This is a genomic window from Curtobacterium sp. LFS079, from assembly GCF_047977865.1.
In the GTDB taxonomy this organism is placed as follows: Bacteria; Actinomycetota; Actinomycetes; order Actinomycetales; family Micrococcaceae; genus Arthrobacter.
Genome location: NZ_JBFPFO010000004.1, coordinates 222,223 through 248,089, shown reverse-complemented (window position 1 = coordinate 248,089; position 25,867 = coordinate 222,223). Strand labels below are relative to the sequence as shown.

Here is a 25,867-nt window from a genome sequence, read left to right as displayed (position 1 = left end):
ACTTCAACGACGTATCGACATCGGAGAGCTTGCAATGACGCAACAGATCAGGATCGGCCTGTTCGGTACCGGCCGCATAGGCCAAGTACACGCGATGAGCCTCGCAACCCTGGACGAAGCAACGCTCGCCTGGGTATGCGACCCCTTCATCGAAGGGGCAAAACGGACAGCCGCCGAATTCGGTGGCCGGGTGAGTGACGACCCCGGGGAGGTGTTCGCCTCGGGGGAGGTCGATGCCGTTATTGTCGCCTCGCCCACAGCGACCCACGTGGATCTCGTTGAAATGGCGATCGATGCCGGCGTGCCCGTCCTTTGCGAGAAACCCATTGACCTGGACATCGCTCGCGTGGACGCGCTCCGGAGGAAGGCAGCGGCGTCGGATGTGCCCATCGCCCTTGGATTCAACAAGCGCTTCGACCGGCACTTTGTCGAACTGAAGCGTCGTGTGGCGGCTGATGAGATCGGCACCTTGGAGCAGATGGTGATCACCAGCCGGGACCCAGGGGAGCCGCCGGCGTCGTATCTTGCCGAGTCCGGCGGAATTTTCCGGGACATGACCATTCACGATCTGGATATGGCGCGGTACTTCATACCGGAGATCGTTGAAGTGTCGGCGCGTGGCGCGAACGTCTTCAGTGAGAACGTCCGCCAGGCCGGGGACTTCGATTCGGCGGTGGTTACCCTGCGCGGGTCGAAGGATCAACTCGTGACGATCGTGAACTCCCGCCACGCATCCTATGGCTACGACCAGCGGATTGAGGCTTTCGGCTCAACAGGTTTGCTGCAGGTGGCGAACAAGAGTGACACCCTCGTCCGGCACTGGAGCGCCCGGGCAGTTGAAGCGATCGGTCCTTACCAGAGCTTCTTCCTGGAGCGCTACGCTGAGGCCTACCGCCTTGAAGTCGCTGAATTCCTGCGTGCAGTTCGAGGGCTACCATCCCGGAGCCCGGGTTTCGAAGATGGTCGCGCGGCCCTGATCCTGGCCGATGCCGCCGAGAAATCGGCCCGCACCGGGGCTGCGGTGGCCGTAGACCTGGCCAACTAGGCCAAGATACTGCCTGCCCCGGGCCGTGCGACGTTGCGTAACAATCCGCGCGGCCCGGTGCAGGTTTTGAACCCTGTATGAAACGTATCATTCGTGTTTCAAAGTGGCACAGCCGCCCGCCTGTGGAACCGGTCACACTTCAACTAAGTGAAACAGTGTGGCTAAGGTCACGCAGTCAATGAGCCCCATGGAATTACCCATGAATCTGCAGAATCAAACAACGTAGTTTGATTGACCGCCGCCCAAGGTGTTTCACCGGTTCATTTGCATGGCCCTATCAAACGAGGATGAGATGACCGACGCACCACCAGCGACCCCTCCCTTGGTCGCACTTAAAGACATACACAAGACATTCGGGGCGGTGTCCGCGCTGCGCGGCGTCAGCATCGATGTCCAGCCCGGCGAAACCTTCGCATTGCTGGGGGACAATGCCGCCGGAAAATCAACACTCATGAAGGTACTCACGGGTGTGTATCAACCCGATCGCGGATCCATCGAGCTGGACGGGAAAAAGACCGAGTTCCCCACGCCGTCGGCCTCCCGCGACCAGGGAGTAGAGATGGTTTATCAGGACTTCGCCCTGGCGGACAATCTTGATGTCCGGACCAACGTCTTCCTGGGACGGGAGCCGCAAAAGAACATCCTTGGCCCCCTGCTGAAGATCATCGACCGGAAGAAGATGGAAGCCGAGACCAAGCGGGTGCTCGAGCGGTTGGACATTCCCATCAACCCCCGGCTCAAAGTCAAGCGCTTGTCGGGTGGACAGCGGCAAGCAGTCGCGATCGGCCGGGCCCTGGCCTTCGATGCACGCCTGATCATCATGGACGAGCCCACCGCGAACTTGTCAGTGGCGAAGGTGGACAAGCTCATCGAGGTGACGCAGCGGCTCAAGGATCTGGGCATCGCGGTCATCATCATCACACACAGGCTGGACGAGGCTTTCGCCGTTGCCGACCGTTTCGCGGTCATGCGGCAGGGGCAGGTTGTGGGGCGTTTCCACGTAGGAGACGTCACCGAAGCCCAGGTTGCGCACCTCATCTCACACGGCACCCTTGACGATTATGTCGACAACGGGAGCGGCATCCCCGAGGAGCGCCGCAGGATCGGAAGCACTTCATCGATGGACGTCGTTGACGCAATGGCTGCACGCGGCACTACGGACGGGAGCGACTCGTGACCCTCACTATGGAAAACCTCAAGACAAAGCTGGGACCGGCGGACCTGAAGGAGGGATCTGTTGCCACGAAGGCCAAACGCTTCGTCGGGGACTACGGAATCCTCATCTTCTTCGTCCTCATCATCGTGTTCCTGGCTGCAGCCGCACCCAACTTCCTCACGCTGAACAACATCGTCAACGTGATCAGGCAATCGTCGATCATCGGGGTGATCGCGCTTGGGATGACCTTCATCATGATCACAGCCGGCATCGATCTGTCAGTCGGCTCCGTGGTCGGCCTGGCGGGCATGACCTTTGCTCTGCTCGCTCCGGCCAGCGGAGGTGCTTTCTGGCTCCCGCTGATAGCAGGGCTGGGCGTGGGGCTGCTGGTGGGATTCCTCAGCGCAGCGATGGTGGTCTGGGGTGCGATCCTGCCGTTCCTGGCTACCTTGGCGACAATGGCCATCGCTCGAACCGCAGTGCTGGTGATGACCGACGGCCAGGTGGTCTCCGGGCTGAGCGGCCCGGCCGAATGGCTCGGATCAGGGTTCGTCGGCCCCGTCCCTGTGCCGGTGATCATCTTCCTCCTGGCAGCACTCCTGTGTGAGTTTGTACTGAGCCGCACAAAGTTCGGCTCGCACGTCTATGCGGTGGGTGGCAACGAAGAATCGGCCAAAAAGGTGGGTATCTCCACCAGTCGCGTGCTCTTCACCGTCTACCTCATTGGTGGCGTCATGGCAGCGCTGGGCGGCCTCGTCCTGACAGCGCGCCTCGACGGTGCGGCGCCTGTGGCCGGAACCGGCTACGAACTTCAGGTGATTGCCGCCGTCGTGATCGGAGGGACGAGCCTCTTCGGCGGCGTCGGCACCATCCGGGGAACCGTTGTCGGCGTCCTTCTCCTGGGTGTCGTGATGAACGGCATGAACCTGCTCGGCGTCTCGTCCTACTTCCAGCAGGGTGTCCAAGGCATCATTCTGGTCCTCGCCGTGCTGCTGAACCGCTGGAAGTCGGACTAAGGTCCGCGAAAGCCCTCCAACAAACAATCTCCTGAGCACTGAATCCACTGAAAGGAACATCCATGGGAATGCGACAAAAATTCGCTATGGCTACCGCAATGCTCGCCGCAGGCGCCCTCACCCTGACCGGGTGCGCCGGCAGCGGCAACGCAAGCAATACGTCCGCCGCAGGCAAGACCTACAACATCGGCGTCGTGGTCCTTGACCTGCAGGACCCGGACCTGGCACACATGACCGAAGCCATGAAGAAGACGGCCGAAGAGAAGGGCGTAAAGCTCGAGATCACCGACTCGAAGAAGGACGTCGGCAGCGAACTCAACCAGGTCGAAGATCTGCTCACCCGCCAGGTCGACGCAGTCATCATGCAGCCCCTGGACGGCGAAGCGAGCCAGAACGCTGCAAAACGGGTCATCGCCGCCAACATTCCGCTGTTCATCCTGTCGACTGAGTTCGCAGAGGGTGCAAATGTCGGGTACAAGAGCTACATCGGTGTGGACGACACCGTGGCCGGCGAGATGCAGGCGGAGTACCTCAACAAACTCCTCCCCAACGGCGGCAACCTGGTCTTCGCAGCCGGCGTCTACGGAGCGTCCTGGACTGACCGTCGCAAGTCGGGCTTCGACAAGACAATCAACAAGAACTTCAAGATTGTCGCGGAGTTCCAGGCGAAGGGCAGCCGCGACGAAGCGAAGCGCAACATGGAGGACACCCTTCAGCGTTTCCCGTCGGGAAAAATTGACGCAGTAGTGGCGAACAACGACGAAATGGCCATTGGTGCCGCCTCGGCCATTGCTGACGCCGGTCGCACAAAGGAGTTCAAGGCCGTGGTTGGCGTCGATGGGACCGATCCCGCCTTGCAGGACATCAAGGCCGGGACCATGTCGGCTACGGTGCGCCAGGACTCCGCCGGACAAGGTGTCAAGGCGGTCGAGGTCGTCACCGAATTCCTCAAGGGCGGGAAGGTGGAGAACCGCTACACGCTGCCCTTTACGCTCATCACGAAGGACAACCTGTCCGAGTTCCTGAAGTAATCGGACCTGCTCACGACGGGCACGGCGGACCCATCCGCCGTGCCCGTTCTGTTTTGGCACACCGCGGCGGCACTCGCGCCTGCCTACACTCGCGTGGAACCAACGAAATGGAGAACGCAACCTTGCCCAAGCGCGACGACGCCGCGGTGACCCGCCTGCTTTACGAACTCAGGGATCGGGGCATCGACGTGGACGACTCCCCGCGGCGGCTTTCCGAGTACTCCTACGATGCGTCCAACTACCGCGTGCGTCCGGCCGCAGTCGCATTCCCCCGCAACGTCGGCGACGTGCGAACCATTTTGCGGGCATGCTCCGAGACGGGAGTGCCGACTACGGCCCGCGGCGGAGGAACCTCAATGGCAGGAAACGCGATAGGCCACGGTTTGGTCATCGACCTTTCCCGCCGGATGACTTCGGTAGGAACCATCGACGCCGGCAGCGCCACAGTTTGGGCCGACGCCGGCGTTGTCCTGGGTGAGCTGCGTTCCCACGTTGAGAAGGCCACGAAGGGCGAGCTGACGTTCGCCCCTGACCCATCGTCGATGACGCGCGCAACCATTGGAGGGTCCATCGGCAACGACGCCTGCGGAAACCACTCCGTCGCTTACGGCCGGATGACGCACCATGTGCTGGAGCTGGAACTGGTCACCGCAGACGGCGCCCACCTCAAGGCGGGGCCGGACTTCCTGCATGCCGTTGACGAAACGGACACGCACTCTGTTGCCCGCGCGGAGGAACTCCTGCATGGCCTGGCTTCAATGGTGCAAGCCAGCCTGGCACCGCTCCGGGTCGAGCTGCAGAACATTCCCCGCCAGGTTTCGGGCTATCACCTCGGCCACTTGCTCCCCGAACACGGGTTCAACGTCGCCAGCGCATTGGCAGGCAGCGAGGGGACCTGCGCCGTCGTTGTCCGGGCGAGAGTTGGCCTGGTGCAGAAGCCGAGGACAACCGCGCTTCTCTGCCTCGGCTATGCGGACACCATTGAATCTGCACGGGACGTCATGACCATCCTGGCCGCAAAGCCGAGTGCGATCGAAGGCCTCGACGCATCGATCGTGGACATCATGCGGCACCGGAGGGGTGCAGCCAGCGTGGACTCTCTCCCGCAGGGTAACGCGTTCCTCATGGTTGAGTTTTCGGGCGCCACCCTCCAGCAAGCTGCCGAAGACTGTGAGCGGCTGCTTGGGAAGCTTCGGGCTGACGGCCGCGTCGTCGATCACTCAATCGTCACGGATGCCCTGGAGAGGGCGAAGCTCTGGCGTGTGCGGGAAGACGGCGCCGGCCTGACCTCTCGGCGGATCGATGGAGTGCAGACGTGGCCCGGTTGGGAAGATTCAGCGGTTGCCCCGGAACGGCTCGCCGACTACCTCGCCGAACTGCTGCCCCTGGTGAAGGCGCATGGCTACACCGCCTTCACGTATGGCCACTTCGGTGCAGGATGCGTCCACATGAGGCTCGACTACGATCTTCGCAGTGACGCCGGGCGCCAAACATTCGAAGACTTCACCCGGGAAGCTGCGCAGCTGGTGGTGGCCCACGGAGGTTCGCTCTCGGGGGAGCACGGGGACGGAAGGGCGCGGAGTGAGTTGCTTGAAGTGATGTACTCACGCGAGATGGTGGGCATCTTCAAAGCGTTCAAACACCTCTGGGATCCGGCAGGTATTCTCAACGCCGGGATCATCGTGGACCCAGAGCCGTTCTCCGCGTCGCTCGCCCTGGAGGGCGTTGTGAAGCCGGGCCCAAGCCACGGTGAGTTGCCCGCGGACCTGGCTGCCGCCGTCGTGCTTTCCTCCGAAGACCGGGACCTGCTCCCGGTGGTGAGCCCTTTCGTCGGCAACACCCACGCATGCATCGGTGTGGGGCGGTGCCGGGCGACGTCCGGCGGTTTCATGTGCCCCAGCTACCGGGCCACCAAGGACGAAAAGGATTCGACGCGCGGGCGGGCGAGAGTCCTGCAGGAACTGACCCGGACCAAGGCAAGCAGCCGGAACGGCTGGCAGACCCCGGAGGTCCGGGAAGCGCTCGACCTGTGCTTGTCGTGCAAGGCCTGTTCGGCTGACTGTCCCACGGGCGTGGACATCGCTGAGGCCAAGTCGCAGCTGCTCGATGAGCACTACCGCGGGCGGATCCGACCGTTCACGCACTATTCGATCGGCTGGCTGCCGCGGTGGTTGCCGGCGCTGACCAAGGTCGCACCACTTGCCAATCTCGGCACGCGCCTGCGGCCGTTCCGGTACGTGGGGGAGTTGTTGGGCGTCAGTGCCCGACGGCGGCTGCCGGACTTTGCGCAGGCCGGCAGGATCCGCCGCCAAGTGCACGAAGCCGGACTGACTGATGATGCGGATGTCCTGCTTTTCATCGACAGCTTTACGCGCGCTTTCCGGCCGGAGGTGGTCCCTGCCGCTGCCCGCGTGCTGCGCGACTCCGGACGCTCCGTGGGATGCACTCCTGACGCCTGCTGCGGCTTGACCTGGATTTCCACGGGGCAACGCGATGGTGCCCGACGGCGGCTGGTCCGGTTGATCGCTAAGTTCGACGACGGCACAGACCGGGATATCGTCGTCCTCGAACCCAGTTGCGCGGCGACCATCCGTGACGAAGGTCCAAAGCTGGTGGGCGGTGCAGCAGCGGCCAGGGTTGCGGCACGGGTCCGCTCGTTCTCGGTGGCCGTGGATGAAGCCATCAAGCGCGGGTGGCGGCCAAAGACCCTCCCACCCGAAACGGCCGTGCTGCAAACCCACTGCCACGAGCACGCCGTCTTCGGCGCAGGTGCACAAAAGCGCGTCCTGGAAGCGTGGGGAGTGCCCAACCTCCTTGAGTCGTCATCGTGTTGCGGTGTGGCAGGCAATTTCGGGTTCGAAGCGGAACACTTCGATATGTCGATGAAGGTGGCGGAACACTCCATCATTCCCGCGCTCGCCAGCGGGATCGCTGAGGCGCTGGTGCTCACTGATGGGTTCAGTTGCGCGATGCAGGTCTCACAAATTGCTCCGGAGCGGGCAAGCAAACATCTTGCCATCGCGTTGGACACCGGAGCTTCTCAGGACTAGCACATCGAATGGAGTTCCAGCCGGCGGGCCGCGAACGGGGGGGTGTATCAAACTGGCACGACCGGTCCAATTGGCCGAGTCAGATGCTGGTAGTGACCCGAAAAGTCCTATCAGTAACAAGGTTGATCACGATGATGAACAGGAAGCTCGCGCAAGGCCGGCACGTGGAGTGGTTGCGTGCGTCGGCCCATTCCAACGAGGCGAATCCGGGGGAACGGGCTGATCGCCAACTGAAACGGTCCGCCGGGATTATCCACAGGCTTCGCCAGGATATGGCAGAAGGCCGTGACATCGGCGACACGACGCCCTGGCCGTCTCCGGGTCCATAACGTCCGACAGTAGGTTTAGATGAGCCAGTTGCCGCGTGAGCGGGCGAATGCCGCCGTTGCGGAGTTCCTGTCGGGCCGTGGTTGGTCTACCCGGACACCCGCGCGCCGCCGCATCCTTGCCGCGTTCCTGCAGCTGGCCACCACAAAGGGTTTCGAGTCCGTGACCATGAGAACCTTGGGTCGCGAGCTGGACATGAAGGCGCCCAGCCTTTACTCGAGCTTCCCTCATGGCAAGGACGAAATTGTCGCTGAGTCGCTTCGGTGGTTCACCTACACCTTTGCCCGTGACCTGCTCGCTGCAGCCAACGAGGCCAGTTCTCCCGAGGAGTACTGGGCGGCTCTGGTTCGCTTCCACGTTGCGCAGCAGCTGCAGCGGCCTGAGGCAGACCTCCGGGACCTCCTTGTCGCCACCGACCGGGTGGCGCGCTTCATGAGCGACGAGGTCCGCGCCGAAGTCGGCTTATGGGCAAGCTTGCACGAGGATATGTTTGCGGCGGCGGCCGAAGAGATGGGCTATCAACTCTCATCCCAAACCAGCAGGGTGATTTTCACCCTCCTGGACGGCGCCGGCCGATGGGCCGGCTGGGACGGCAGCGAAGCGGGGCTCGCGGAGTTGCTGGACCGAACGGTTGAGCTGTCCCGCTCAATCCTGGAAGTCAGCAGCGGCAGCCGCACCCCGGCCTAGCCGAAGTCCCCCGAACGGCGGGTAAAGATCCGAGGGCTACGTGGCCTTCCGTGGCGGTGTCCCAAGCTGGCACAACGCCGCCGCAAGCGGGATCGATACTGTGATTCAGCACTCAAAACTTAGTGACGAGGATTACATGAACAGCACCACAATCGACGCGCCAAAGGCCACGCGCCCCACCCAGGAGAACCGGCTCAGCGGCAATATGGGGGTGGGTGAACTCGTAATGAACGTGCTCGCCTTCTCCTCGCCGCTGGCCACGGTCGCGGGAACCCTGCCGGTCCTTCTCATGTTCAGCGGCCAGACGGCTCCGGCGATCTACACCCTGGTGACACTGATGTTGCTGATCTTCTCAATCGGTTTCGTGACGATGAGCCGGAGCGTTCAGGGACCCGGAGGGTTCTATTCGTTTGTCACAGCCGGCCTGGGTAAGCCTGCGGGGCTTGGTGGCGCCTTCCTCGCACTATTCGGCTACATTTTCATAGGATTCTTCGCGCCATCGTTTTTCGGCGTAACCCTGCAGGGCTTCGTCGTCAACACGCTGAACGGGCCGGACATCCCCTGGTACTGGTACGCGCTGGCCATCACCGCCGTCACAACGGTCCTTGCCTACAACAGGATTGATCTCTCCGCAAAACTGCTCACTGCTGTGATGCTTCTGGAGGTTGCCATCATCGTCGTCTTCGACATCGCGTCGTTCTCAGCAAAAGGACTCGAAGCGGTGCAGGGGGTTGGCTTCGCGCTCCCATCGATATCCGACGCAACCGTTGGCCTGGCTTTGCTCTTCGCCGTTGGGAACTTCTTCGGATTCGAGGCCACGGTCATCTACCGGGACGAGGTCAGGAATCCCGACAAGACCATCTCGCGAGCGACGTATCTGGCCGTTGTCGGAATTGGCCTTTTCTACGCTCTTGCTTCCTGGGCTTTCATCGCATTCCTGGGACCGGAAAACGTGCAGGCCGCCGCGGAGAGCAACACAGTGAATCTGTTCAACGACGCCGTCGGCGCGCTGCTTGGAAAAATCTTCGCCGATGTCGCCATGATCCTGCTCATCACTTCAGTCCTCGCGTGCATGTTGTCCGTCCAGAACATCGCGGCCCGGTACAGCTTCTCGCTCGCAGCCGACCGTGCCCTTCCTGCATTCCTTGGACGCGTACACCCCCGGCACAAGTCGCCCTATGTGTCGGCACTTGCCGTCGGCCTCATCTGGGCCGTGGCAACGGTGATTTTTACGATTCTTGGTGTCTCTCCCGACGCCCTTTATCCGATTGCGAGTGGAAGCGGCACGTTCGCTGTTCTGCTCCTGATGTTCATCACCAGCTTTGCCGTGCTTGTGTACTTCCTGCGGCGGCGCAGCTTTGCGCCCGAGTCGGTGTGGAAGACCATGGTCGCGCCGCTCATCAGCGTCGTCTTCCTGGGTGCCATCACCTACCTGGCCATTGCGAACTACCCTGAACTCATTGGCGGCTCGACCGTCTTGACCGTTATCTTCATGAGCTTCACGTTCGCCTTGTTTTTCGGCGGAATTGTTTACGCATTCTTCCTCCGCTCCAAGCGGCCTGACGTCTATGCGCGCCTGGGCCGACAGCAAGCCGACTGATCCCAACAACCGATGATGCCAGCGCCCTGCGACGTACCTTGTGCAGTCGGGTGCTGGCGCCGTGGGAATGACCTTGAAAGTGTCTCAATCCGGCACCTTTGGCACGGTTCTCCAGGTCCGATTCTGGAAGGGATGAGAAAGCCAACATTCCTAGTGAGTTGATCTCGATGATGAACCGGAAGCTCGCGCAAGGGCGGCACGTTGAAGGGATACGCACGGCTTCGGAGTGCGTCCGGACTTGCCATGCTGAACTCGTGCAACCCGATCAGTACTCAATATTGAGCGAGAGCAACGGCACGCTGGAGAAGACGTTTCGCGTGCCGCTCACTACGCTTGCTGACCTGGCTTACGAAGGCCTCTGGCCTCACGTCGCGTGAGCACTGGCCTGATCACGTCCGCGCTAACGCACAGAGAAGGAACGATAAGTGAGATGAAAGCCCGCGACGTTTCATCCGTTGGCCGTGTGGGCGTATCCTTCCCGGATCCATGCAAGCAGTTCGGGGTCGATCTCTGAGGGGTTCGTCAGGACGAACTCGTTGTGCCATCGGTTGGCCGAAACACGTTCGGCCCGGTGAACGCGTTCCGAGTCGAGTTGCCTGGTCAGAACAATGTTGATCAGAATACCGCCGCGGCGGGGATGGATGCCTAGAAACGCCCGCCCGTGCACTACGTGGAACGACGAGGCGTTCTCCTGCACTTCACACGCGTCGAAACTGGAAATCCTGTCCATGAGCGCTTTGTGGATGCTCGATGAAACCGGATCGCCGTCGATGCGTTCTCTTGCTGTGCGCGCCATCCAGCCAGCATACGAGGACACACGGCCTACGCAATGCGTGTAGTCATCGAAAGGCAAAAAGGGTCAAACACGGTATGCGTGGAAGGTGTTGTCAGGCTTAGATCCACGCAGGTGCGGCCGGGACGGCTCCGTCCGGCCCTTGGCCGTCCGTCGTGACGCCGTTGGTGCCGCGTCCTGCGGCCCATTCGACGACGGCGGGCAGGGGGCCGGTGATGATCGTTGGGCCGGCGGCACTGGTGTCTCCGAACGTGAGGTTTCCGGCATTCGCCTCAGCGCCGGTCACTTTGACCACAAGGCCTGCGTCCGTCCCGCGCGTTCGCCAGGCGGAGGTGATGTCCTTCAGGAGTCGCTCCAGCACGGATATGGGGATGTCGTTGAATGACGCGCCATTATCCAGGTCTACGGCGTGTATCCAGACTTCGCGGGTGCGCATCCAGACGGTCTCGGAGGCGGGAACGGTGCGGCCTTGGGCGGTGCGGACTTCGCGTGCCCAGTTCGTGTCGGGGAGGTCGCGCCATTCGACGGACAGGTGCACGGCCGAATGGTCGAACAGGTTCCGCAAGGCAATGGGGGAGAGCGTGGCGCCGAAGTTGATTTCCTGGTTCCGGGCCTCGGGAGAGGGGTACATGGGTGTCTCTACGCCCGTAGCAGCCCATTCGACCAGCCGTGCGATCGCGCGGGCGTTGTAGCCCACGTGGGCGACGACGTGGCGGCGGGTCCAGCCCGGAAGGCGGGTGCCGCCGTCGAGCTCTGCGTCGGTGAGTTCGTTCAGCTTGCGGGCGAAGAACGCGGTGCCCCGCCGCGCCTGCAGGAGTTCTTCCTGCAGGCGCGGATCTGTGGTTTGGTCGTGGCGGGCGACCATCAGGCTTCCTTGACCACGCGGTTGTTCAGTGTGCCTAGCCCCTCGATGGTGGTGACCAGGATTTGGCCTTCCTGCAGGTACCGCTTGGGGTCCTGGGCGTGGCCGACGCCGCCAGGCGTGCCGGTGGCGATCACGTCGCCGGGGTTGAGCGTGATGATCGTGGAAATGTATGAGACCAGGAATTCGGGGGTGAAGACGAGGTCTCCGGTGGGCGTGCTCTGCTGGATTTCCCCGTCGACGGCGGAAGTCATGAGGGGGCCGGCGGTGAACTCGTCCTTGGTGACCAGGGCGGGGCCGAACGGGGTGGAGTTCTCCCAGGTCTTGCCCTGCAGCCACTGGATGGTGCGGAACTGGTAATCGCGCATGCTGATGTCGTTCAGAACGGCATAGCCGGCGATGTGCTCAGCGGCGTCAGCCTCGGCAATGCGGCGGCCCTTCCTGCCGATGATCACCGCGAGCTCTGCTTCCCAGTCCACCGTGTCCGATTCCTGCGGCAACGCCAGGTCATCGTTCGGGCCGATCAACGACTCCTCGTACTTCGCAAACAGGGTTGGATACTCGGGGATTTCCCGGCCCATTTCCTTGATGTGGTTGCGGTAGTTGTGGCCGACGCAGATGATCTTGCCCGGTGCGGGCACGACGGCGGCGAGGTCGGCGCCGTCGAGCGCGTGGGTTGCGCCGTTGGCCGCCGCAGCCGTGGTTTCCCAGGCGGGGTCCTTCAGCAGGGAGCCGACGTCGGTGAATCCGGGAATCTCTGTGAGGGTTTCGCCGTCCTGGCGGACGGCTACCGTGCCTTTGCCGGCGGCGGTTTCGGTGCGGAGGGTGAGGAGTCTCATTACTTGTTGCGTCCTTCGGTGTAGCTGCGGTTGAAGTTCAGGCGTTCGAAGATGGGGGCGTCGCTGAAACGGAACAAATCGAATCCTGGCTGATCGGCGTCCGCCGTCAGGGACCATTCCTGCCAGGACGGGACGACGAACAGATCGCCCTTGGCCAGCTCCTTGGTGTCACCGTTGAGGGTGACGGTCCCGGTGCCTTCGAAGACCTGCCAGACACTGGAGCCCACCTCGCGCAACGGTTCCGTGGAGGCGCCGGTGCGGAGGCGGTGGAACTCAGCCCGGATAGTGGGCATGACGTCCCCGCCCGTAGTGGGGTTCGAGTACCGGATCGCTGCGTGGCCCTGGGACACAGTGGCCGGGTGGCCCTCGTCCTCAAGCAGGAGCTGTTCGCGCAAGGCGGCGTCGGTGTGTTCCCAGCGGTACGCGGCGATGGGGGAGTTGGTGGTGTCCTCCAACCCCGAGAGGGGACGCAGGCCGGGGTGGGCCCAGAGCCTTTCGGAGCGGGAGATGTCCGGGGTGGCTTCGTCCGTGACGCGCTCGGTACCGAACTCGAAGAACCCGGCGTCGGCATAGTGCACGAACGGGATGTCCAGGCCGTCGATCCATGCCATGGGCTGGTCGGTGTCGTTGTGATGGCCGTGGAAATTCCAGCCCGGGGTCAGTAGGAAGTCGCCGCGGCGCATCGCAACCGGGTCTCCGTTCACCACCGTCCACACGCCCTCGCCCTCTACGACGAAGCGGAAGGCGTTCTGCGAGTGGCGGTGCTCCGGCGCCGTTTCATGGGCGCCCAGGTACTGGATGGCGGCCCACAGCGTCGGTGTGGCATAAGGTGTGCGGGCCAGGCCGGGGTTGGCGAGGGCTATGGCCCGCCGTTCTCCACCGCGGCCCACCGGAACCAGATCCCCTGCACGCGCGGCCAGCGGGTACAGATCATTCCAGCGCCACACGTGCGGTACGGCCTTCGGAGTGGGGACCATCGGCATCAGGTCACCGATCTCGGTCCACAGCGGGATCAAGTTCTCCCTGTCAAAGTCTTTGTACAGCTGTTCCAGCTGGGCAGCTTCCTCCGGAGTCGGCTCCGGCAACACGTGGCTGGCGGCCACTGATTCGTGAGTCGTGTTCTCGGTGCTGATGGACACGCTGGCCTCCTCGATAGGTCTGAACGTTCTGGGCGTAGTTCGACCCTAGGGATTGGGGACAGCAAATCCGAGCGTATTCTGCTGTGCAGAATTCCTTATGAAGCGTCTGCGGGGTTGGCTGCGATATCGATCTCGAGCTGCCGGCAGGTCTCGCGCAGGGCCGCCACCAAACCGCCGTCGAAGACTTTCCTGAACCGGGTGGAAGGCGTGGCGACGCTCAGGGCTCCCACCACATGTCCGTGCCGGTTGTGCAAGGCGATGCCCAGGGCGCTGACGCCCTCCTCGGTGCCCTCAAAGTTGGCTGCGAAGCCGTTGTTCCTGATGGTCACCAGTTCGCGGATGAAGGCGGCGTACTCAGCAACCGGAATAGTGTCGCCGCCGATTTCTGCATTGGGACTGCGGAACAACTGCTCGATCATGGATGGTTCCAGTTCGGCAAGCATCGCTTTCCCGCCGGAGGTTTTGTCGGCCGGCATGACCGTGCCCTGGCGGTCGCCGATACGAAGCACGTTGCTGCCCTCGACCGTGGCGAGGAAGCGGACCTTGGTGCCTACCCGGACCATGAGGTTGACCGTCTCATTGAGCTGCGCGGAGAGGAGTTCCATGTGGGGTTGCGCCAGGTTGCGCAGGAGCCTTGTCCAGCTCAGCCCGGCAGGGCCCACTCCCATTGCCGGGCCGGGGAGGTAGCGGCGGTTTTCGTCCTGGACCGCGAAGCCGCGGTAGACCAGCATCGCCAGGAGCCGGTGGGCCGTGGACGGTGCGACACCCAGCTCTGCCGCAGCGTCCTTGAGGCGGAGCGCGCCGCCGTCGCGAAGCAATTGCAGAAGGTGCAAGGCGTTGTCCACGGCCTCGACGGAGTACGTGGGCCGTTTCTGCACGGGCTTCCGGCTTGGTGAAGGGGGCGGTTTGTTCTGCACAACAGAATTCTATGGTGCTGGCTTTTCCGTGGACAGGACAGTAGTGGCATGAATCACCTCCCTCCCACTGCAGTGTCGCAAGGGCATACCGCAGTCACCACATTCACGGCACCGCGCTTTTCCAAAGGCTCGGCGTTTGCAGTCCTCGTCTGCTGGCTGTTGGTGGTTTTCGACGGCTACGACCTCATCGTCTACGGGACCGTCCAGTCGTCGCTGATTTCAGGGACCGGCTGGGGACTGACCAAAGCGACCGCAGGGACCATCGGGTCCATGGCGTTCCTCGGAATGATGATCGGCGCCATTTTCGCCGGGCGCATGGCCGACGCATGGGGCAGGCGGAAAACCATCCTCGGCTGTGCGATCGTCTTCTCGGCTTTCACCATCTTTTGTGCCTTCGCGCCCAACGCAGCCGTCTTCGGAGCCCTGCGGCTACTCGCCGGCATCGGACTCGGTGGACTGGTTCCCTCGGCAAACGCATTGGTCGCTGAGTTGGTCCCGGCCAGGTGGCGGTCCACCATTGCCACATTGATGATGTCCGGCGTCCCGATCGGCGGCTCAATCGCAGCGTTGGTGGGCATTCCCCTGATTCCCGTCCTGGGCTGGCAGTCCATGTTCCTTGTGGCCGTACTGGCGCTGGTGATCGTGGTTCCGCTGGGATTGAAGTACCTCCCTGAGACGCTGACCACCGGCGGGCTTCGAAAGAACGCGGGAGCCACGTCCGGTTTCGGATCCCTTCTCCGCGCACCGTACCTGGGCGTCAGCGTGCTCTTCGCCCTCGCCACCATCGCCACGCTGTTCGCCTGGTACGGATTGGGAACCTGGCTGCCCAACCTCATGCAGCTGGCCGGCTACAACCTGGGGTCGGCGCTCACTTTCGCCTTGGCCCTGAACCTCGGCGCCGTTGCCGGCTCGGTCATCACAGCCTGGGCCGGCACGCGTTTCGGCCCGATCCCGACGGCGATTGCGGCGGCCGCCGTCGCCTCCGCCGGGCTCTCGCTCCTCCTGGCCGGCCCGCCGGTGACGGTGGTGTACCTCGCCCTGGTATTTGCCGGCGTCGGAACCCATGGCACGCAGTGCCTCATCATCGCCGCCGTGGCAAGCCACTACCCGGACCATCTGCGCGGAACCGCACTTGGTTGGGCGCTGGGGACGGGCCGTGTTGGCGCCGTCATCGCACCGCAGGTCGGCGGTCTCCTGCTGGCAGCCGGGCTGGGCGTCAACTCCAACTTCCTCGCGTTCGCCGGAGCCGCCGCCATCGCAGCGGTCCTGCTGGCCGCCGTCGGACTCAAAATCAAAACCAAAATCTCCCAAGGAGCAAGCAATGTCTGAGTACACAACGTCCACTGATGTCCTGGTTGTGGGCGGGGGAATGGCCGGACTGGCCGGAGCCCTGGCCCTCCGCGAGAACGGCGCGAACGTCACCCTGGTTGAACGGGCTCCCGAATTCGGCGAGGTAGGTGCCGGGCTCCAAATGGCCCCGAACGCCTCCCGCGTCCTGAAGCGGTGGGGGCTGCTGGAGAAGGCATTGGAAATCGGCGTCCAGCCCAAACACCTCGTGTTCCGCGACGCCATCACGGGCGAAGAACTGACCCGGCAGAGCCTCAAAGGCGAATTCGAAGAGCGCTACGGCGCCCCGTATGTGGTGATTCACCGCAGCGACCTGCACCGGGTGCTCCTGGAAGGATGCGAAGCAGCTGGAGTCAAGCTGGTCAACGATGTCATGGTGGAAAGCGTAGAAACCCTGCACGGCCGGGGCATAGTGCACACCACCGCCGGCGTGGACTATGAAGCGGACGTCGTGATCGGGGCCGACGGGCTGAAATCGACCTTGCGGCCGCTCGTGGCCGACGACGAACCCGTTTCCTCTGCCTACGTCGCTTACCGTGGCACCGTGCCCATCACTCCGGAGACTCCCAGGACCGACCTTGAGGATGTTGTGGTGTACCTCGGACCGGATTGCCACCTGGTGCAGTACCCGCTGCGCAAGGGCGAGTTGCTGAACACGGTGGCCGTCTTCAAGTCGCCGTCCTTTGAAAGCGGCGAGGAACAGTACGGGGGAGTGGACGAGCTCGAGGCCGCATACAAGGACTGCGTCCCCGCCGTCCAGGCTGCGCTCAAGAACCTCGGCACAGGCATCCGCTGGCCAATGTACGATCGCGACCCGATCGAAAACTGGGTTGCAGGCCGCATGGTGCTGCTGGGCGACGCCGCCCATCCGATGCTCCAATACCTCGCGCAGGGCGCCTGCCAGGCACTTGAGGACGCCGCAGTGCTCCAGGACGTCAGCCACGGCACCGTCTTTACGGAAGCCGGCATCAACCCGGCAGCTTGGGACGATGCCATCAAGGAATTCAACGCGCTCCGCGCTGCCCGCACGGCCCGCGTCCAACGCACGGCGCGCGTGTGGGGCGAATCCTGGCACGTCGCCGGACTGGCACGGACCCTGCGCAACCTGCTCTTCAAGAGCCGAAAGGACAATGACTTCCGGTACAACGATTGGCTCTACGGCCAAACCGGTGAAGGCAAGCCGGCAGCCGGGGTACCCCGGAACCGGCTAGCCAGCCAGCGCTCTGCCTGACAACGTGACCCGCTGCGCCTTCGTGGCCCGGGTTTGCAGCTCTTTCGAGCTGGTCCTGGGCCACGTCAGGCCGGCAGCTCCTGCTTCTTGAATTCAGCGGCCGTCTCCAGCAATTGGGCGGACAGGCGTTTGGCGTCCTGGCGCGCGAAGCGGCCGATCGGCATGGCGATGCTCAAGGCAGCGTGCTGGCCATCCACCAGGCCCAGGGATACTGCCATCGCCGCCACGCCGTCCTCGCTCTCTTCGAAGTTCATGCCGATCTTCTGCCGGCGCGTCTGGTCCACGTCCCGGTACAGCTTGGGGAAATCGATGCCTGCGTTGACCGCAGCCGCCGAGTCGTCGAGGACGTGGTAGCGCCTCTCGATGTCCTCCCGTGGCAGGTCCGCCAGCATGGCCTTGCCGGCCGAGGTCACATGGGCCGGCAGGACAATCCCGGTGCGAAGGCCGAAGCGCAGCGCATGGGTGGTGGCCTCGATACCGTCCAGGTGGTGGATATCCGTGCCGATGAGGGTTGCGAGGTGGCTGGTCTCGCCCACCCTTGCGAAAAGCCGCTCCAGGTGCGGGCGAACACGAACCCGCAGCGATGGCGGGGCGCTGCCAATGGCCGCCCGCCGGTACTCGGGGCCGGGGACATAGCGCCGCTGGGCCGCCTGCTCGGCGAAGCCGTCTCCCACAAGCGTCACCAGCAGGCGTTGGGCCGTCGAGGGATTGACCTCAAGAATGCTGGAAGCCTCTGTCACGCTGAGGGAACCCTGCTCGGCCATGTGCTTGAGCAGCACCAGCGCCCGGTGGACCGATTCAACCCTGGGTGCATCAATATTGCGTATCACGCAATTTAGATTAGCAGTCGTTGCGTCGAGCGCATAGAGCTGACTAACCTCACAGCACAACGTACGCAGCGGACCCAAAGGGCTGCGCGTCGTTCGCATCGCCAAACCCCAACCGCGTGACCTCCAAGCTAAAGGCGCCACAGGCGCCCCCTGCTCACCTGACGAAGGAGTCCTGATGAGTCTGTCCCAGCCGTCACGAGCCGCGAAGCGCTCGCTCAAACCCGCAACACCCGCCTCCCGCCAGGCCAAGCGCGCCGTCCTCAGCGGTACCTTCGGGTCCGCCCTTGAGTGGTTCGACTTCGCTGTCTACGGCGCCATGGCCGCAACCGTCTTCCCCAAGTTGTTCTTCAATGACATGAATCCCGCCATCGCGCTGCTTGCGTCCTTCGCAACGTTCGGCGTCGGATTCGTGGCCCGTCCGCTCGGCGGAATCGTGTTCGGCCATCTGGGAGACCGCTTGGGTCGCCGCAAGATCCTGCTTACCACCTTCATCATGATGGGCGTCGCGTCGATGGTTATCGGCCTGCTTCCCCCGCATTCGGCGATCGGCATCGCCGCCCCGGCCCTGTTGGTTCTGATGCGCTTCCTCCAGGGCATCGCGCTGGGCGGCGAGGCCACGGGAGCCCAGTTGATGACCATGGAACACGCCCCTGCGGACCGCCGCGCCTTTTACGGCGGGCTCATGGCGATGGGTTCACCGATCAGCCAGGTGGCCGCGAACCTGGTGCTGGCAGTCCTTTCCGGCGTACTGAGCCCGGAAGCGTTCCTCTCCTGGGGCTGGCGCGTGCCGTTCCTGCTGAGCATCCTGCTGGTGGCCGTGGGCATCTATATCCGGCTCAAGGTTGAAGAGACGCCGGTATTCAAGGAAGGCATGCAGGAGATCGCCCAGGAATCCACCACCCCGGCCACCGTGATCAAGACCCACGGCGTCACCATCCTGCGGCTCATCCTCGCCTTCGCCCCGATCGTGGTGACCTTCTACATCGTCTCCGTGTTTGGCATCAGCTACCTCACCACCCATGGCTTCTCGCAGAGCCAGACGTTCACCATCATCATGATCTCCAACTTCCTCTCCGTGATCGCGATCTGGTGGGGCGGCCGGCTCGCGGACGTCTACGGCCGCCGTCGGATCCTGATGATCGGATCCGCAGGCACGCTGCTCGCCGCCGTCCTGTTCTTCCCGGTGGTGAACCTGGGCAGCTTCCCGCTGACGCTCGGCATGGTGGCCTTCTCCTTGGTGACCGCGCAGTTTGGAAACGCCGGCCAGGGCGCACTCTTCGCCGAGGCGTTCCCCACCCACATGCGGTACACGGGATCCGCACTCGCGCTCACCGGGTCCAACCTGATCTTCGCCGCGCCCGCGCCGTTCCTGGCTTCCTGGTTGATGAGCATCAGCGGCGGCAGCACTGTCTCCATCACCGTCGCCTGGATGGTGATCATTGCGGCGGCGCTGATCAACCTGGCGCTGATGGGCGACGGCAAGACCCTCGAGGGCGGCCAGCACCGGTTCGGCCGCTACGTTCCCGCTGAGGAAACGACGACGACGGCGCCCGCCGCCGGGCTGGCTGTCTCCGAAGAGGCCGAAGAGGCCGTGACCCGGTGATTGTTGAACAGCGCACCTACGTCCTGCATACCGGCGCCCGGCTCGACGAGTACCTCGAAGCCTACGAAAGCATCGGCCTGCCCGCGCAGAAGCCGATCCTGGGCGGCTTCCTCGGTTACTTCGTCACCGAATTCGGCCGGCAGAACGAGCTCAACCACTTCTGGGCTTATGACGACCTGGAGGACCGCCGGACCCGCCGCGCCGAACTCGCCAAGAACGGGCCGTGGCAGGAATGCCTGGCCATCATCCGGCCGATGATCATGACGATGGAGAACCGGATCATGTACCCGACGTCCTTCTCGCCGATCCGGACCCTGCCCGTCGCCATCACCGATCCCCACACGGCGTTCAGCCGGAATCAGGAGCCCGGTCATGACCAGTAGTCACACCGCCACCCTCTATGCGGAAGCGGCCACGCAGCCGGTTCTCCCGCGGACGGCCATCGTGACCGGCGGCGCCGGCGGCATCGGCCAGGCGATCAGCCGACGCCTCGCAGCGGCAGGCTACGCCGTCGTCGTCGCGGACCTCGACCGGGAGGCGGCGTACCGCACGGCCGCCGCACTCCCGGACGTGGGCCGGGCCGAACACCGCGGCTTCGCCGGCAACCTGGCCGACGCAGCTGTCAACAGGGAGCTTGCCGCCTTCGCGGCCGGTACTGGTCCGGTAGGCGTGGTGGTGAACGCCGTCGGCATTTCACCCAAGCGCAACGGCCGCAAGATCCCCTTCTTCGAACTCAGCGACGAGGAATGGAACAGCGTGATGGCGGTCAACGTCGCCGCGCCCTTCTTCCTCATCCGCGAGGTCTACCGGCATATGCCCAGGGACGGGTCCGCCAGCATTGTGAACCTGCTGTCCATCACCGCCAAGACCGGCACCGGAGGCGGCCCGGAAGCGGAGTTCGCCCCGTACCTTCCCAGTTCCGTGGCCTACGGGGCATCGAAGGCGGCGTTGCAGAACCTGACGGCCAGCCTGGCCCACGAACTCGCCGAGCTGAAGATCCGCGTCAACGGCGTGGCCCCGGGATTCGTGCAGACGCCGATGATGGGCGGTGTCAGCCAGGACGCCAAACTCCTCGGGCAGGTCCCCATGAAGCGCTTCGCGAGACCGGACGAGATCGCCGATGCGGTGGCCTTCCTCACCGGAAACCAGTCCACCTACATCACCGGCATCAGCCTGGACGTCAACGGCGGATGGCTCACGTGCTGAACCACCGGCCGCCGCGTAGGCACCTTGTCTCACACGCGGGCGGGAAAAGAAGCAATCACTGCAACACTCCTGGCAATCACTGCAACACTCCTGGAAGGGACAGCATCATGACCATGTCCGAACACAACTACGATGTGGTGGTCCTCGGGTCCGGCATTGCGGGGCAATCCGCAGCCACGAGCGCAGCACAGGCCGGCCTCAAGGTCGCTCTCCTGGAAAAGACCGGCAAGCTCGGCGGCTCCTCGGCCATGAGCGGCGGATTCTTCGCTTTCTCGGGGACCGCAGAGCAGGCGGCCGAAGGCGTGGAAGACTCTCCGGAATTGTTCCTGCAGGACCTGCTCTCCGCAGGTGGCGGCGTCAATGACCGCGCACTACTGGAGGCGTACCTGGAACGCCAGGACGAGACCTACCACTGGCTCAAGGACCAAGGGGCGAACTTCCGGGCCCTGGAAATCAGCTCCGGACAGTCGGCCCCGCGCAGCCACAACACCGTGATCAAGGAACTGCTCGCCAAGCTGCACCGGACCTTCACCGAAAACGGCGGCGAAACCCTTTTGGGACACCGCGCGGTCCGGCTGGTGCGCTGCAACGAAGGCCAGGTGACCGGCGTCGTCGTCGAGTCCGAAGGCACGGAGTCTCTGTTCACCGCACGTGCCGGCGTGATTCTGGCAACCGGCGGCTTCAGCCGCAGCTCCGATCTGCTGCGGACCTTCGCCCCGGAACAGCTCGCGGCGATCCCCTACGGCGGGCCGGGCAACACCGGTGATGGCCTCAAGATGGCCTGGAAACTCGGGGCGGGCGTCGCGGACATGGCCTACATCACCGCCACCTACGGCTCCCACCCGGAAACCGGTGAGGAGTTCCACGAACTGCTCACCGCGTATTACATGGGCGCGATCATCGTGAACAAGGACGGCCGGCGCTTCGTGGACGAGTCCAAGTCCTACAAGACCCTCGGCCGCGAGGTGCTCAAGCAGCCCGAGGGGCTGGGCTTCGAGATCTTCGACGCGAAGGTCCGGGCCAAATCGCACCCCGGTATCCCGCTCAACGACATCGGCATGATCGAGGACCTGGGCCACCTCTTCAAGGCGGACACCCTCGAGGAACTGGCGGAGGCCGCCGGCATCGACCCCTCCGCGCTGGTGGCGACCGTGGCCCGTTACAACGCCTCTGTGGCCGGCCGCGCAGGGGACGAGGTGGGCCGCACCCACCTGTGCAACGGCGTCGGCGACCTCCTGCCGCTGGACCAGGGACCGTTCTACGCCTACCCGGCCAAGGCCCTGATGACCACCACCTACTGCGGCCTGACCATCAATCCCAGCGCCCAGGTGCTGGACGTCGACGGCGACATGATTCCCGGCCTTTACGCGATCGGCGAGCTCACCGGCGGATTCCACGGCGCCGCCTACATGACCGGCACCTCACTGGGCAAGGGCGCCGTCTTCGGCCGCATCGCCGCAGAGCACGCCGCCGCCAGGCTGGCATCGGGCGTGGCGCGATGACCACGGGCACGAAGCAGAAGGAAAACCTCGTGGCAACGGACCGCGGCGTGGACGAGGATCCTGGCGTGGCCGAGGTCCGCCGGGTGGACGTGGTGGTGGTCGGATCCGGCGTCAGCGGTTCGGCCGCGGCGATGACAGCAGCCCGGCGCGGCGCCAAGGTAGCGCTGCTGGAGAAGCAGTCGGTATTCGGCGGTTCGGCCGCCCTCTCGGCGGGCATGTTCTGGACCGCACCCAGCGTCGACGCCTACCGGACGCGGATTCCGCTGGGAAACGTGGAGCTCGGCAGGCGACTGGTGGACGACTACGAGGAGGCGCTCGCGGAGCTGCGGGCCGCCGGCGTCCGGGTAGCCGCGGAGCCGAAGCGGGACATCATGACCTTCGGCATCGGCTACTCCACGGACATTCACGGCATCCTGGCCTGGTGCCGGGACCAGGTCCTCGCTGCGGGGGGAGAGGCCACCGCGGGAGCCGTGGTCACGGAGCTTGTGCGGAACGGCGATGCCGTAACGGGCGTCCTGGTGCGCACCGCGGACGGGCGCCGTACCCGCTACGAAGCGGCCGCCGTCGTCCTGGCGAGCGGCGGCTTCCAAGGCGACCGCGCGGAGCTGACCCGTTCCATCGGACCCAACGCGGACCGGCTGATGCTGCGCTCCAACCCAGGCAGCGTCGGCGACGGGCTGCGCCTCGCGCGCGCCGCCGGCGCCGGAGGAACGACGGCGATGAGCACCTTCTACGGGCACCTGTTGCCGTATCCGGTCCACCGATTCGAAACCGGGCATTATCTGCCCTATTCGCAGTACTACTCCGGCTCCACGGTGCTGGTGAACCTGAAGGGCAAGCGCTTCGCGGACGAGACCGACGGCGACGAACTGCTCAACCAGGCCGTCACGTTCCAGCCCCAAGCGCGAGGTGTACTCATCTTCGACGAGACCGTGCGCAGTACGGAAGTCGTTGAGGAGCCGTTCCCGGGCCTGGGCAGTATCGACCGCTTCGGGATCGCCGTCGACGCCGGCGGGCGGCATGCCGTGGCACCAACCCTCCCGGAGCTGGTGGACATGGTCGCCGGCTGGGGCGTGGACCGCGATCAGCTCTCCCGCACCCTGGACCGCTACGCGGACGTCGCGGGCCGGGGCGGGGGCACCGCCGACGGCGTTCCGGTGTCGGCCTCCGCCCGGGCGCCGCAAAACGGCCCGTTTTACGCGCTCATGGTCCAGCCGTCCATCACGTTCACCTTCGGCGGGATCCGCACCAACGCGGACGGCGAGGCCCTGGATTACGACGGCGGCCCGGTGCCGGGGCTGTTTGCCGCCGGTGCCGATATCGGCGGGCTGTCCAACTACGGCTACGCCGGCGGCCTGGCCCCCGGCTACATCACCGGGCGCTGGGCCGGGATCTCGGCGGCCGCGCGGGCTGCCTCATTCGAACGGAACGAAAGCCACGCCGTCGTCGCCTCCCGGCACGGCAGTGAAAGGAATGCACAGTGCAGTTAACAGCAGTGAGTCCAGCAGCAATGAGTTCAACAGCGGACGTCCTGGTGATCGGCGGCGGAGGGTCCGGCATGAGTGCCGCGATCTCCGCTGCCACCAGTGGAGCCAGCGTGATTGTGTTGGAAAAATGCCCCAAGGTGGGCGGCAGCACCGCGATGTCCGTGGGTTCCTTCACCGCCGCCAACACCGGGTACCAGTACCGCGCAGGAGTCAATGACAGCATCGACCTGTTCGTCGAGGACATGAAGGTGGCCAACGGCGAATTCGAGCAGCGCGAAAACAAGGAACTGCGCCGGATCCTCGCCGAAAACGCGGGTTCCACTGTGGAATGGCTGGGCAGCATCGGCGTGCAGTTCCTCGGACCCACCCCCGAGCCGCCCTACGAGAAGCCCCGCATGCACAATGTCCTGCCGAACTCCGGTGCCTACGCCGAGGCGCTGCTTCGTGAGTGCAGGAAGCGCGGCGTCGTCATCCACACGTCCGTGCGCGTGGAGGAACTGCTGCGCAATGCCAACGGCGAAATCATCGGCGCGCGGGCCAACGACACGGAGTACTTCGGCCGCCGGGGGGTCATCCTGGCCACCGGCGACTACTCGGCGTCCACCGCAATGAAGGCCAAGTACGTAGGGGAGGAGGCGGCCAAAATCCCGCCGGTCAACCCCAACAACACCGGCGACGGACTCAGGCTGGGAACCGAGGCGGGCGGTGTCATGGTCCAGATGGACCGCCTGTATGAGGGGCTTCGCTTCGCCCCCTCCACCCGCGTGGACCCGATCAAAATGCTGCCGTCCCATCCGCTTATTTCCAAGGCGATGCGCCTGGTGGTCGAACGCCTGCCACGGAAGATCCTGGCCTACATCATCCGCGGTGCACTGACCAGCTGGGTCGGCCCCAACAACACCATGTACCGTGCCGGAGCAATCCTGGTGGGTCACGGCGGGAAGCGTATCGCCAACGAGGATTCGGACAAGGCCATGGCACGGGCCACCGCCGCCGATGGCAAAAATACCGCCTACATGATCTTCGACGAACGGGTCGCCAGGAAGTTCTCGGCCTGGCCCAACCCGGTGTCAACGTTCCCCGGCGTCGCCTACGCCTACGTTGACGACTACAAGCGGTACCGCCCGGACGTGTACCACCGGGCCGGCACCATCGAGGAACTGGCCGCCAGCACCGGCCTCGATCCCGCGGTGCTGACAGCCACTGTCGCGGAATGGAACGAAAAGGCGGCGGCCGGCAAGGACGGCGACTTCGACCGCCGGCACCTTGGGCAGGGTGTGAGCGAGGGCCCGTTCTATGCCCTCGGCCCGATGAACGCGTACATCACACTGGCCGACGGCGGGCTGGCCGTCGATACCGAACTCCGGGTGACCACAGCCGAAGGCGAAGCCATCCCCGGATTGTGGGCCGCCGGATCAACCGGGCAGGGCGGGCTCCAGCTGCTCAACCACGGTCTGCACATCGGCTGGGCCATGGTTTCCGGACGCATTGCCGGGCGCAACGTGGCGCAGGCAAGGGGCCGGCACGACCTGACGGTCGCGGCGGGTCATGCCGTCTACGAAAGCCAGGACACCCGCCCTTGAACCTATGGCGCCGGGGCAGGTGGGACTGGCACGTTGACGGCTGCCATGGCGCGGGCCGCTATTGTGCGCAACTATCATGTGTTTTCTGAGGCTTTCGGTCTTGGGGTTGGTGAACCCGGGTTGCGGCCGGGCTGATTGCTTGAAGGGTGAGGATCGAGTGAGCCTTGATCAGATAGATCAGCGGATCCTTGCGGAGCTGACGAAGAACGCACGCGTCAGTCATGCCGAACTTGCCACGAAGGTCCTGCTCTCGCGTAACGCCGTGCGCCAGCGGATCGACCGGATGGAACGGCAAGGGTATATCCAGGGGTATACCGTCGTCGCCGGTCCACCCGGCCAAGGGTCGGTGTCCGCCTTCCTGATGGTTTACAGGAAAGACCGGGTGCGGGGATCGGACGTCGTCACTGTATTGCGGTCGATTCCGGAAGTGGTGTTGTGTGAGGTGGTCAGCGGCGACTTTGATCTTCTGGTGAGGCTCGAGGCCCGTTCGCTTGAAAGAATCCAGGAGATCTGGGAGCAAATCGCCGCCCTTCCGGGGGTCACGGACACCGTGACCGCCATGACGCTTTCCAGTCTCATTCGCCGCGGCCCGAAGATGCCGGGTGTCACGGAATGA

General features: G+C 64.2%; 22 protein-coding genes. 16 read left to right on the top strand and 6 right to left on the bottom strand.

The features are described from left to right. Positions 1–34: 34 nt before the first annotated feature. The 7 genes from iolG (at position 35) to ACNQPB_RS09435 (ending at position 9,912) form a co-directional block, all read left to right on the top strand. Positions 35–1,045, top strand: a complete 1,011-nt coding sequence (iolG, locus tag ACNQPB_RS09465) for an inositol 2-dehydrogenase (RefSeq protein ID WP_498751090.1) — start codon at positions 35–37, stop codon at positions 1,043–1,045. A 292-nt stretch (positions 1,046–1,337) separates the two neighbouring features. Then, positions 1,338–2,222, top strand: a complete 885-nt coding sequence (locus ACNQPB_RS09460) for an ATP-binding cassette domain-containing protein (protein WP_498751088.1) — start codon at positions 1,338–1,340, stop codon at positions 2,220–2,222. Further along, positions 2,219–3,217: an ABC transporter permease gene (locus tag ACNQPB_RS09455; protein WP_498751086.1), complete on the top strand. Its 999-nt coding sequence runs from the start codon at positions 2,219–2,221 to the stop codon at positions 3,215–3,217. Before ACNQPB_RS09460 ends, ACNQPB_RS09455 begins: the two co-directional genes overlap by 4 nt. An 86-nt stretch (positions 3,218–3,303) precedes the next feature. Then, complete coding sequence (locus tag ACNQPB_RS09450; RefSeq protein ID WP_498751084.1) at positions 3,304–4,248, top strand: sugar ABC transporter substrate-binding protein; 945 nt, start codon at positions 3,304–3,306, stop codon at positions 4,246–4,248. Between the two features lie 107 nt (positions 4,249–4,355). Then, the gene (locus ACNQPB_RS09445) at positions 4,356–7,298 is read left to right on the top strand and encodes an FAD-binding and (Fe-S)-binding domain-containing protein (protein ID WP_498751082.1); all 2,943 of its coding nucleotides are present in this window, start codon (positions 4,356–4,358) and stop codon (positions 7,296–7,298) included. Positions 7,299–7,646: 348 nt separating this feature from the next. After that, positions 7,647–8,312: a TetR/AcrR family transcriptional regulator gene (locus ACNQPB_RS09440; RefSeq protein WP_498751080.1), complete on the top strand. Its 666-nt coding sequence runs from the start codon at positions 7,647–7,649 to the stop codon at positions 8,310–8,312. Positions 8,313–8,448: 136 nt separating this feature from the next. Next, the gene (locus ACNQPB_RS09435; protein ID WP_498751301.1) at positions 8,449–9,912 is read left to right on the top strand and encodes an APC family permease; all 1,464 of its coding nucleotides are present in this window, start codon (positions 8,449–8,451) and stop codon (positions 9,910–9,912) included. 448 nt (positions 9,913–10,360) lie between these two features. Here ACNQPB_RS09435 and ACNQPB_RS09430 read toward each other — a convergent pair whose 3' ends face one another. The 5 genes from ACNQPB_RS09430 to ACNQPB_RS09410 all read right to left on the bottom strand — a co-directional run bounded on the left by ACNQPB_RS09430 (position 10,361) and on the right by ACNQPB_RS09410 (position 14,462). After that, entirely contained in the window at positions 10,361–10,708 is a 348-nt protein-coding gene (locus tag ACNQPB_RS09430) for a DUF5655 domain-containing protein (RefSeq protein WP_498751078.1), read from the bottom strand. 97 nt (positions 10,709–10,805) lie between these two features. Then, the gene (locus ACNQPB_RS09425; RefSeq protein ID WP_498751076.1) at positions 10,806–11,570 is read right to left on the bottom strand and encodes a maleylpyruvate isomerase family mycothiol-dependent enzyme; all 765 of its coding nucleotides are present in this window, start codon (positions 11,568–11,570) and stop codon (positions 10,806–10,808) included. Next, positions 11,570–12,406, bottom strand: a complete 837-nt coding sequence (locus tag ACNQPB_RS09420) for a fumarylacetoacetate hydrolase family protein (protein WP_498751074.1) — start codon at positions 12,404–12,406, stop codon at positions 11,570–11,572. The genes ACNQPB_RS09425 and ACNQPB_RS09420 overlap by 1 nt, the downstream gene beginning before the upstream one ends. Beyond that, positions 12,406–13,545 carry a cupin domain-containing protein gene (locus ACNQPB_RS09415; RefSeq protein ID WP_498751073.1) on the bottom strand — a complete coding sequence of 380 codons (1,140 nt, stop codon included), beginning with the start codon at positions 13,543–13,545 and terminating at the stop codon, positions 12,406–12,408. The genes ACNQPB_RS09420 and ACNQPB_RS09415 overlap by 1 nt, the downstream gene beginning before the upstream one ends. Positions 13,546–13,640: 95 nt before the next feature. Next, complete coding sequence (locus tag ACNQPB_RS09410) at positions 13,641–14,462, bottom strand: IclR family transcriptional regulator (RefSeq protein WP_498751072.1); 822 nt, start codon at positions 14,460–14,462, stop codon at positions 13,641–13,643. A 48-nt stretch (positions 14,463–14,510) separates the two neighbouring features. On the opposite strand from ACNQPB_RS09410, the gene ACNQPB_RS09405 reads away from it, so the two are divergent. Next, positions 14,511–15,791 (top strand): MFS transporter, encoded by a 1,281-nt coding sequence (locus tag ACNQPB_RS09405; protein ID WP_498751070.1) that lies wholly within the window; start codon positions 14,511–14,513, stop codon positions 15,789–15,791. After that, positions 15,784–17,040 (top strand): FAD-dependent oxidoreductase, encoded by a 1,257-nt coding sequence (locus ACNQPB_RS09400; protein ID WP_498751069.1) that lies wholly within the window; start codon positions 15,784–15,786, stop codon positions 17,038–17,040. The genes ACNQPB_RS09405 and ACNQPB_RS09400 overlap by 8 nt, the downstream gene beginning before the upstream one ends. A gap of 65 nt (positions 17,041–17,105) precedes the next feature. On the opposite strand, the gene ACNQPB_RS09395 is transcribed toward ACNQPB_RS09400, so the two are convergent. Next, positions 17,106–17,870, bottom strand: a complete 765-nt coding sequence (locus ACNQPB_RS09395) for an IclR family transcriptional regulator (protein ID WP_498751068.1) — start codon at positions 17,868–17,870, stop codon at positions 17,106–17,108. Between the two features lie 175 nt (positions 17,871–18,045). Here ACNQPB_RS09395 and ACNQPB_RS09390 point away from each other — a divergent pair, with 175 nt between their 5' ends. The 7 genes from ACNQPB_RS09390 (at position 18,046) to ACNQPB_RS09360 (ending at position 25,867) form a co-directional block, all read left to right on the top strand. Then, positions 18,046–19,473 (top strand): MFS transporter, encoded by a 1,428-nt coding sequence (locus tag ACNQPB_RS09390; RefSeq protein WP_498751066.1) that lies wholly within the window; start codon positions 18,046–18,048, stop codon positions 19,471–19,473. Beyond that, entirely contained in the window at positions 19,470–19,856 is a 387-nt protein-coding gene (locus ACNQPB_RS09385) for an NIPSNAP family protein (RefSeq protein WP_498751064.1), read from the top strand. Before ACNQPB_RS09390 ends, ACNQPB_RS09385 begins: the two co-directional genes overlap by 4 nt. Next, positions 19,846–20,679: an SDR family NAD(P)-dependent oxidoreductase gene (locus ACNQPB_RS09380; RefSeq protein WP_498751062.1), complete on the top strand. Its 834-nt coding sequence runs from the start codon at positions 19,846–19,848 to the stop codon at positions 20,677–20,679. The genes ACNQPB_RS09385 and ACNQPB_RS09380 overlap by 11 nt, the downstream gene beginning before the upstream one ends. Positions 20,680–20,786: 107 nt before the next feature. After that, on the top strand, positions 20,787–22,181 hold the full coding sequence (locus tag ACNQPB_RS09375; protein ID WP_498751060.1) for an FAD-dependent oxidoreductase: 1,395 nt from the start codon (positions 20,787–20,789) through the stop codon (positions 22,179–22,181). Continuing rightward, on the top strand, positions 22,178–23,671 hold the full coding sequence (locus tag ACNQPB_RS09370; protein WP_498751059.1) for an FAD-dependent oxidoreductase: 1,494 nt from the start codon (positions 22,178–22,180) through the stop codon (positions 23,669–23,671). Before ACNQPB_RS09375 ends, ACNQPB_RS09370 begins: the two co-directional genes overlap by 4 nt. Positions 23,672–23,691: 20 nt before the next feature. Beyond that, positions 23,692–25,251: an FAD-dependent oxidoreductase gene (locus ACNQPB_RS09365; RefSeq protein ID WP_498751057.1), complete on the top strand. Its 1,560-nt coding sequence runs from the start codon at positions 23,692–23,694 to the stop codon at positions 25,249–25,251. 157 nt (positions 25,252–25,408) lie between these two features. Further along, positions 25,409–25,867: an Lrp/AsnC family transcriptional regulator gene (locus ACNQPB_RS09360; RefSeq protein ID WP_498751055.1), complete on the top strand. Its 459-nt coding sequence runs from the start codon at positions 25,409–25,411 to the stop codon at positions 25,865–25,867.

Bases quoted from the DNA above. Each gene is read 5' to 3' on its own strand.
- iolG (WP_498751090.1), top strand. From the start codon at position 35: ATGACGCAACAGATCAGGATCGGCCTGTTCGGTACCGGCCGCATAGGC.
- ACNQPB_RS09460 (WP_498751088.1), top strand. From the start codon at position 1,338: ATGACCGACGCACCACCAGCGACCCCTCCCTTGGTCGCACTTAAAGAC.
- ACNQPB_RS09450 (WP_498751084.1), top strand. From the start codon at position 3,304: ATGGCTACCGCAATGCTCGCCGCAGGCGCCCTCACCCTGACCGGGTGC.
- ACNQPB_RS09445 (WP_498751082.1), top strand. From the start codon at position 4,356: ATGGAGAACGCAACCTTGCCCAAGCGCGACGACGCCGCGGTGACCCGC.
- ACNQPB_RS09440 (WP_498751080.1), top strand. From the start codon at position 7,647: ATGAGCCAGTTGCCGCGTGAGCGGGCGAATGCCGCCGTTGCGGAGTTC.
- ACNQPB_RS09435 (WP_498751301.1), top strand. From the start codon at position 8,449: ATGAACAGCACCACAATCGACGCGCCAAAGGCCACGCGCCCCACCCAG.
- ACNQPB_RS09430 (WP_498751078.1), bottom strand. From the start codon at position 10,708: ATGGCGCGCACAGCAAGAGAACGCATCGACGGCGATCCGGTTTCATCG.
- ACNQPB_RS09425 (WP_498751076.1), bottom strand. From the start codon at position 11,570: ATGGTCGCCCGCCACGACCAAACCACAGATCCGCGCCTGCAGGAAGAA.
- ACNQPB_RS09420 (WP_498751074.1), bottom strand. From the start codon at position 12,406: ATGAGACTCCTCACCCTCCGCACCGAAACCGCCGCCGGCAAAGGCACG.
- ACNQPB_RS09405 (WP_498751070.1), top strand. From the start codon at position 14,511: ATGAATCACCTCCCTCCCACTGCAGTGTCGCAAGGGCATACCGCAGTC.
- ACNQPB_RS09400 (WP_498751069.1), top strand. From the start codon at position 15,784: ATGTCTGAGTACACAACGTCCACTGATGTCCTGGTTGTGGGCGGGGGA.
- ACNQPB_RS09390 (WP_498751066.1), top strand. From the start codon at position 18,046: ATGAGTCTGTCCCAGCCGTCACGAGCCGCGAAGCGCTCGCTCAAACCC.
- ACNQPB_RS09380 (WP_498751062.1), top strand. From the start codon at position 19,846: ATGACCAGTAGTCACACCGCCACCCTCTATGCGGAAGCGGCCACGCAG.
- ACNQPB_RS09375 (WP_498751060.1), top strand. From the start codon at position 20,787: ATGACCATGTCCGAACACAACTACGATGTGGTGGTCCTCGGGTCCGGC.
- ACNQPB_RS09370 (WP_498751059.1), top strand. From the start codon at position 22,178: ATGACCACGGGCACGAAGCAGAAGGAAAACCTCGTGGCAACGGACCGC.
- ACNQPB_RS09365 (WP_498751057.1), top strand. From the start codon at position 23,692: ATGAGTTCAACAGCGGACGTCCTGGTGATCGGCGGCGGAGGGTCCGGC.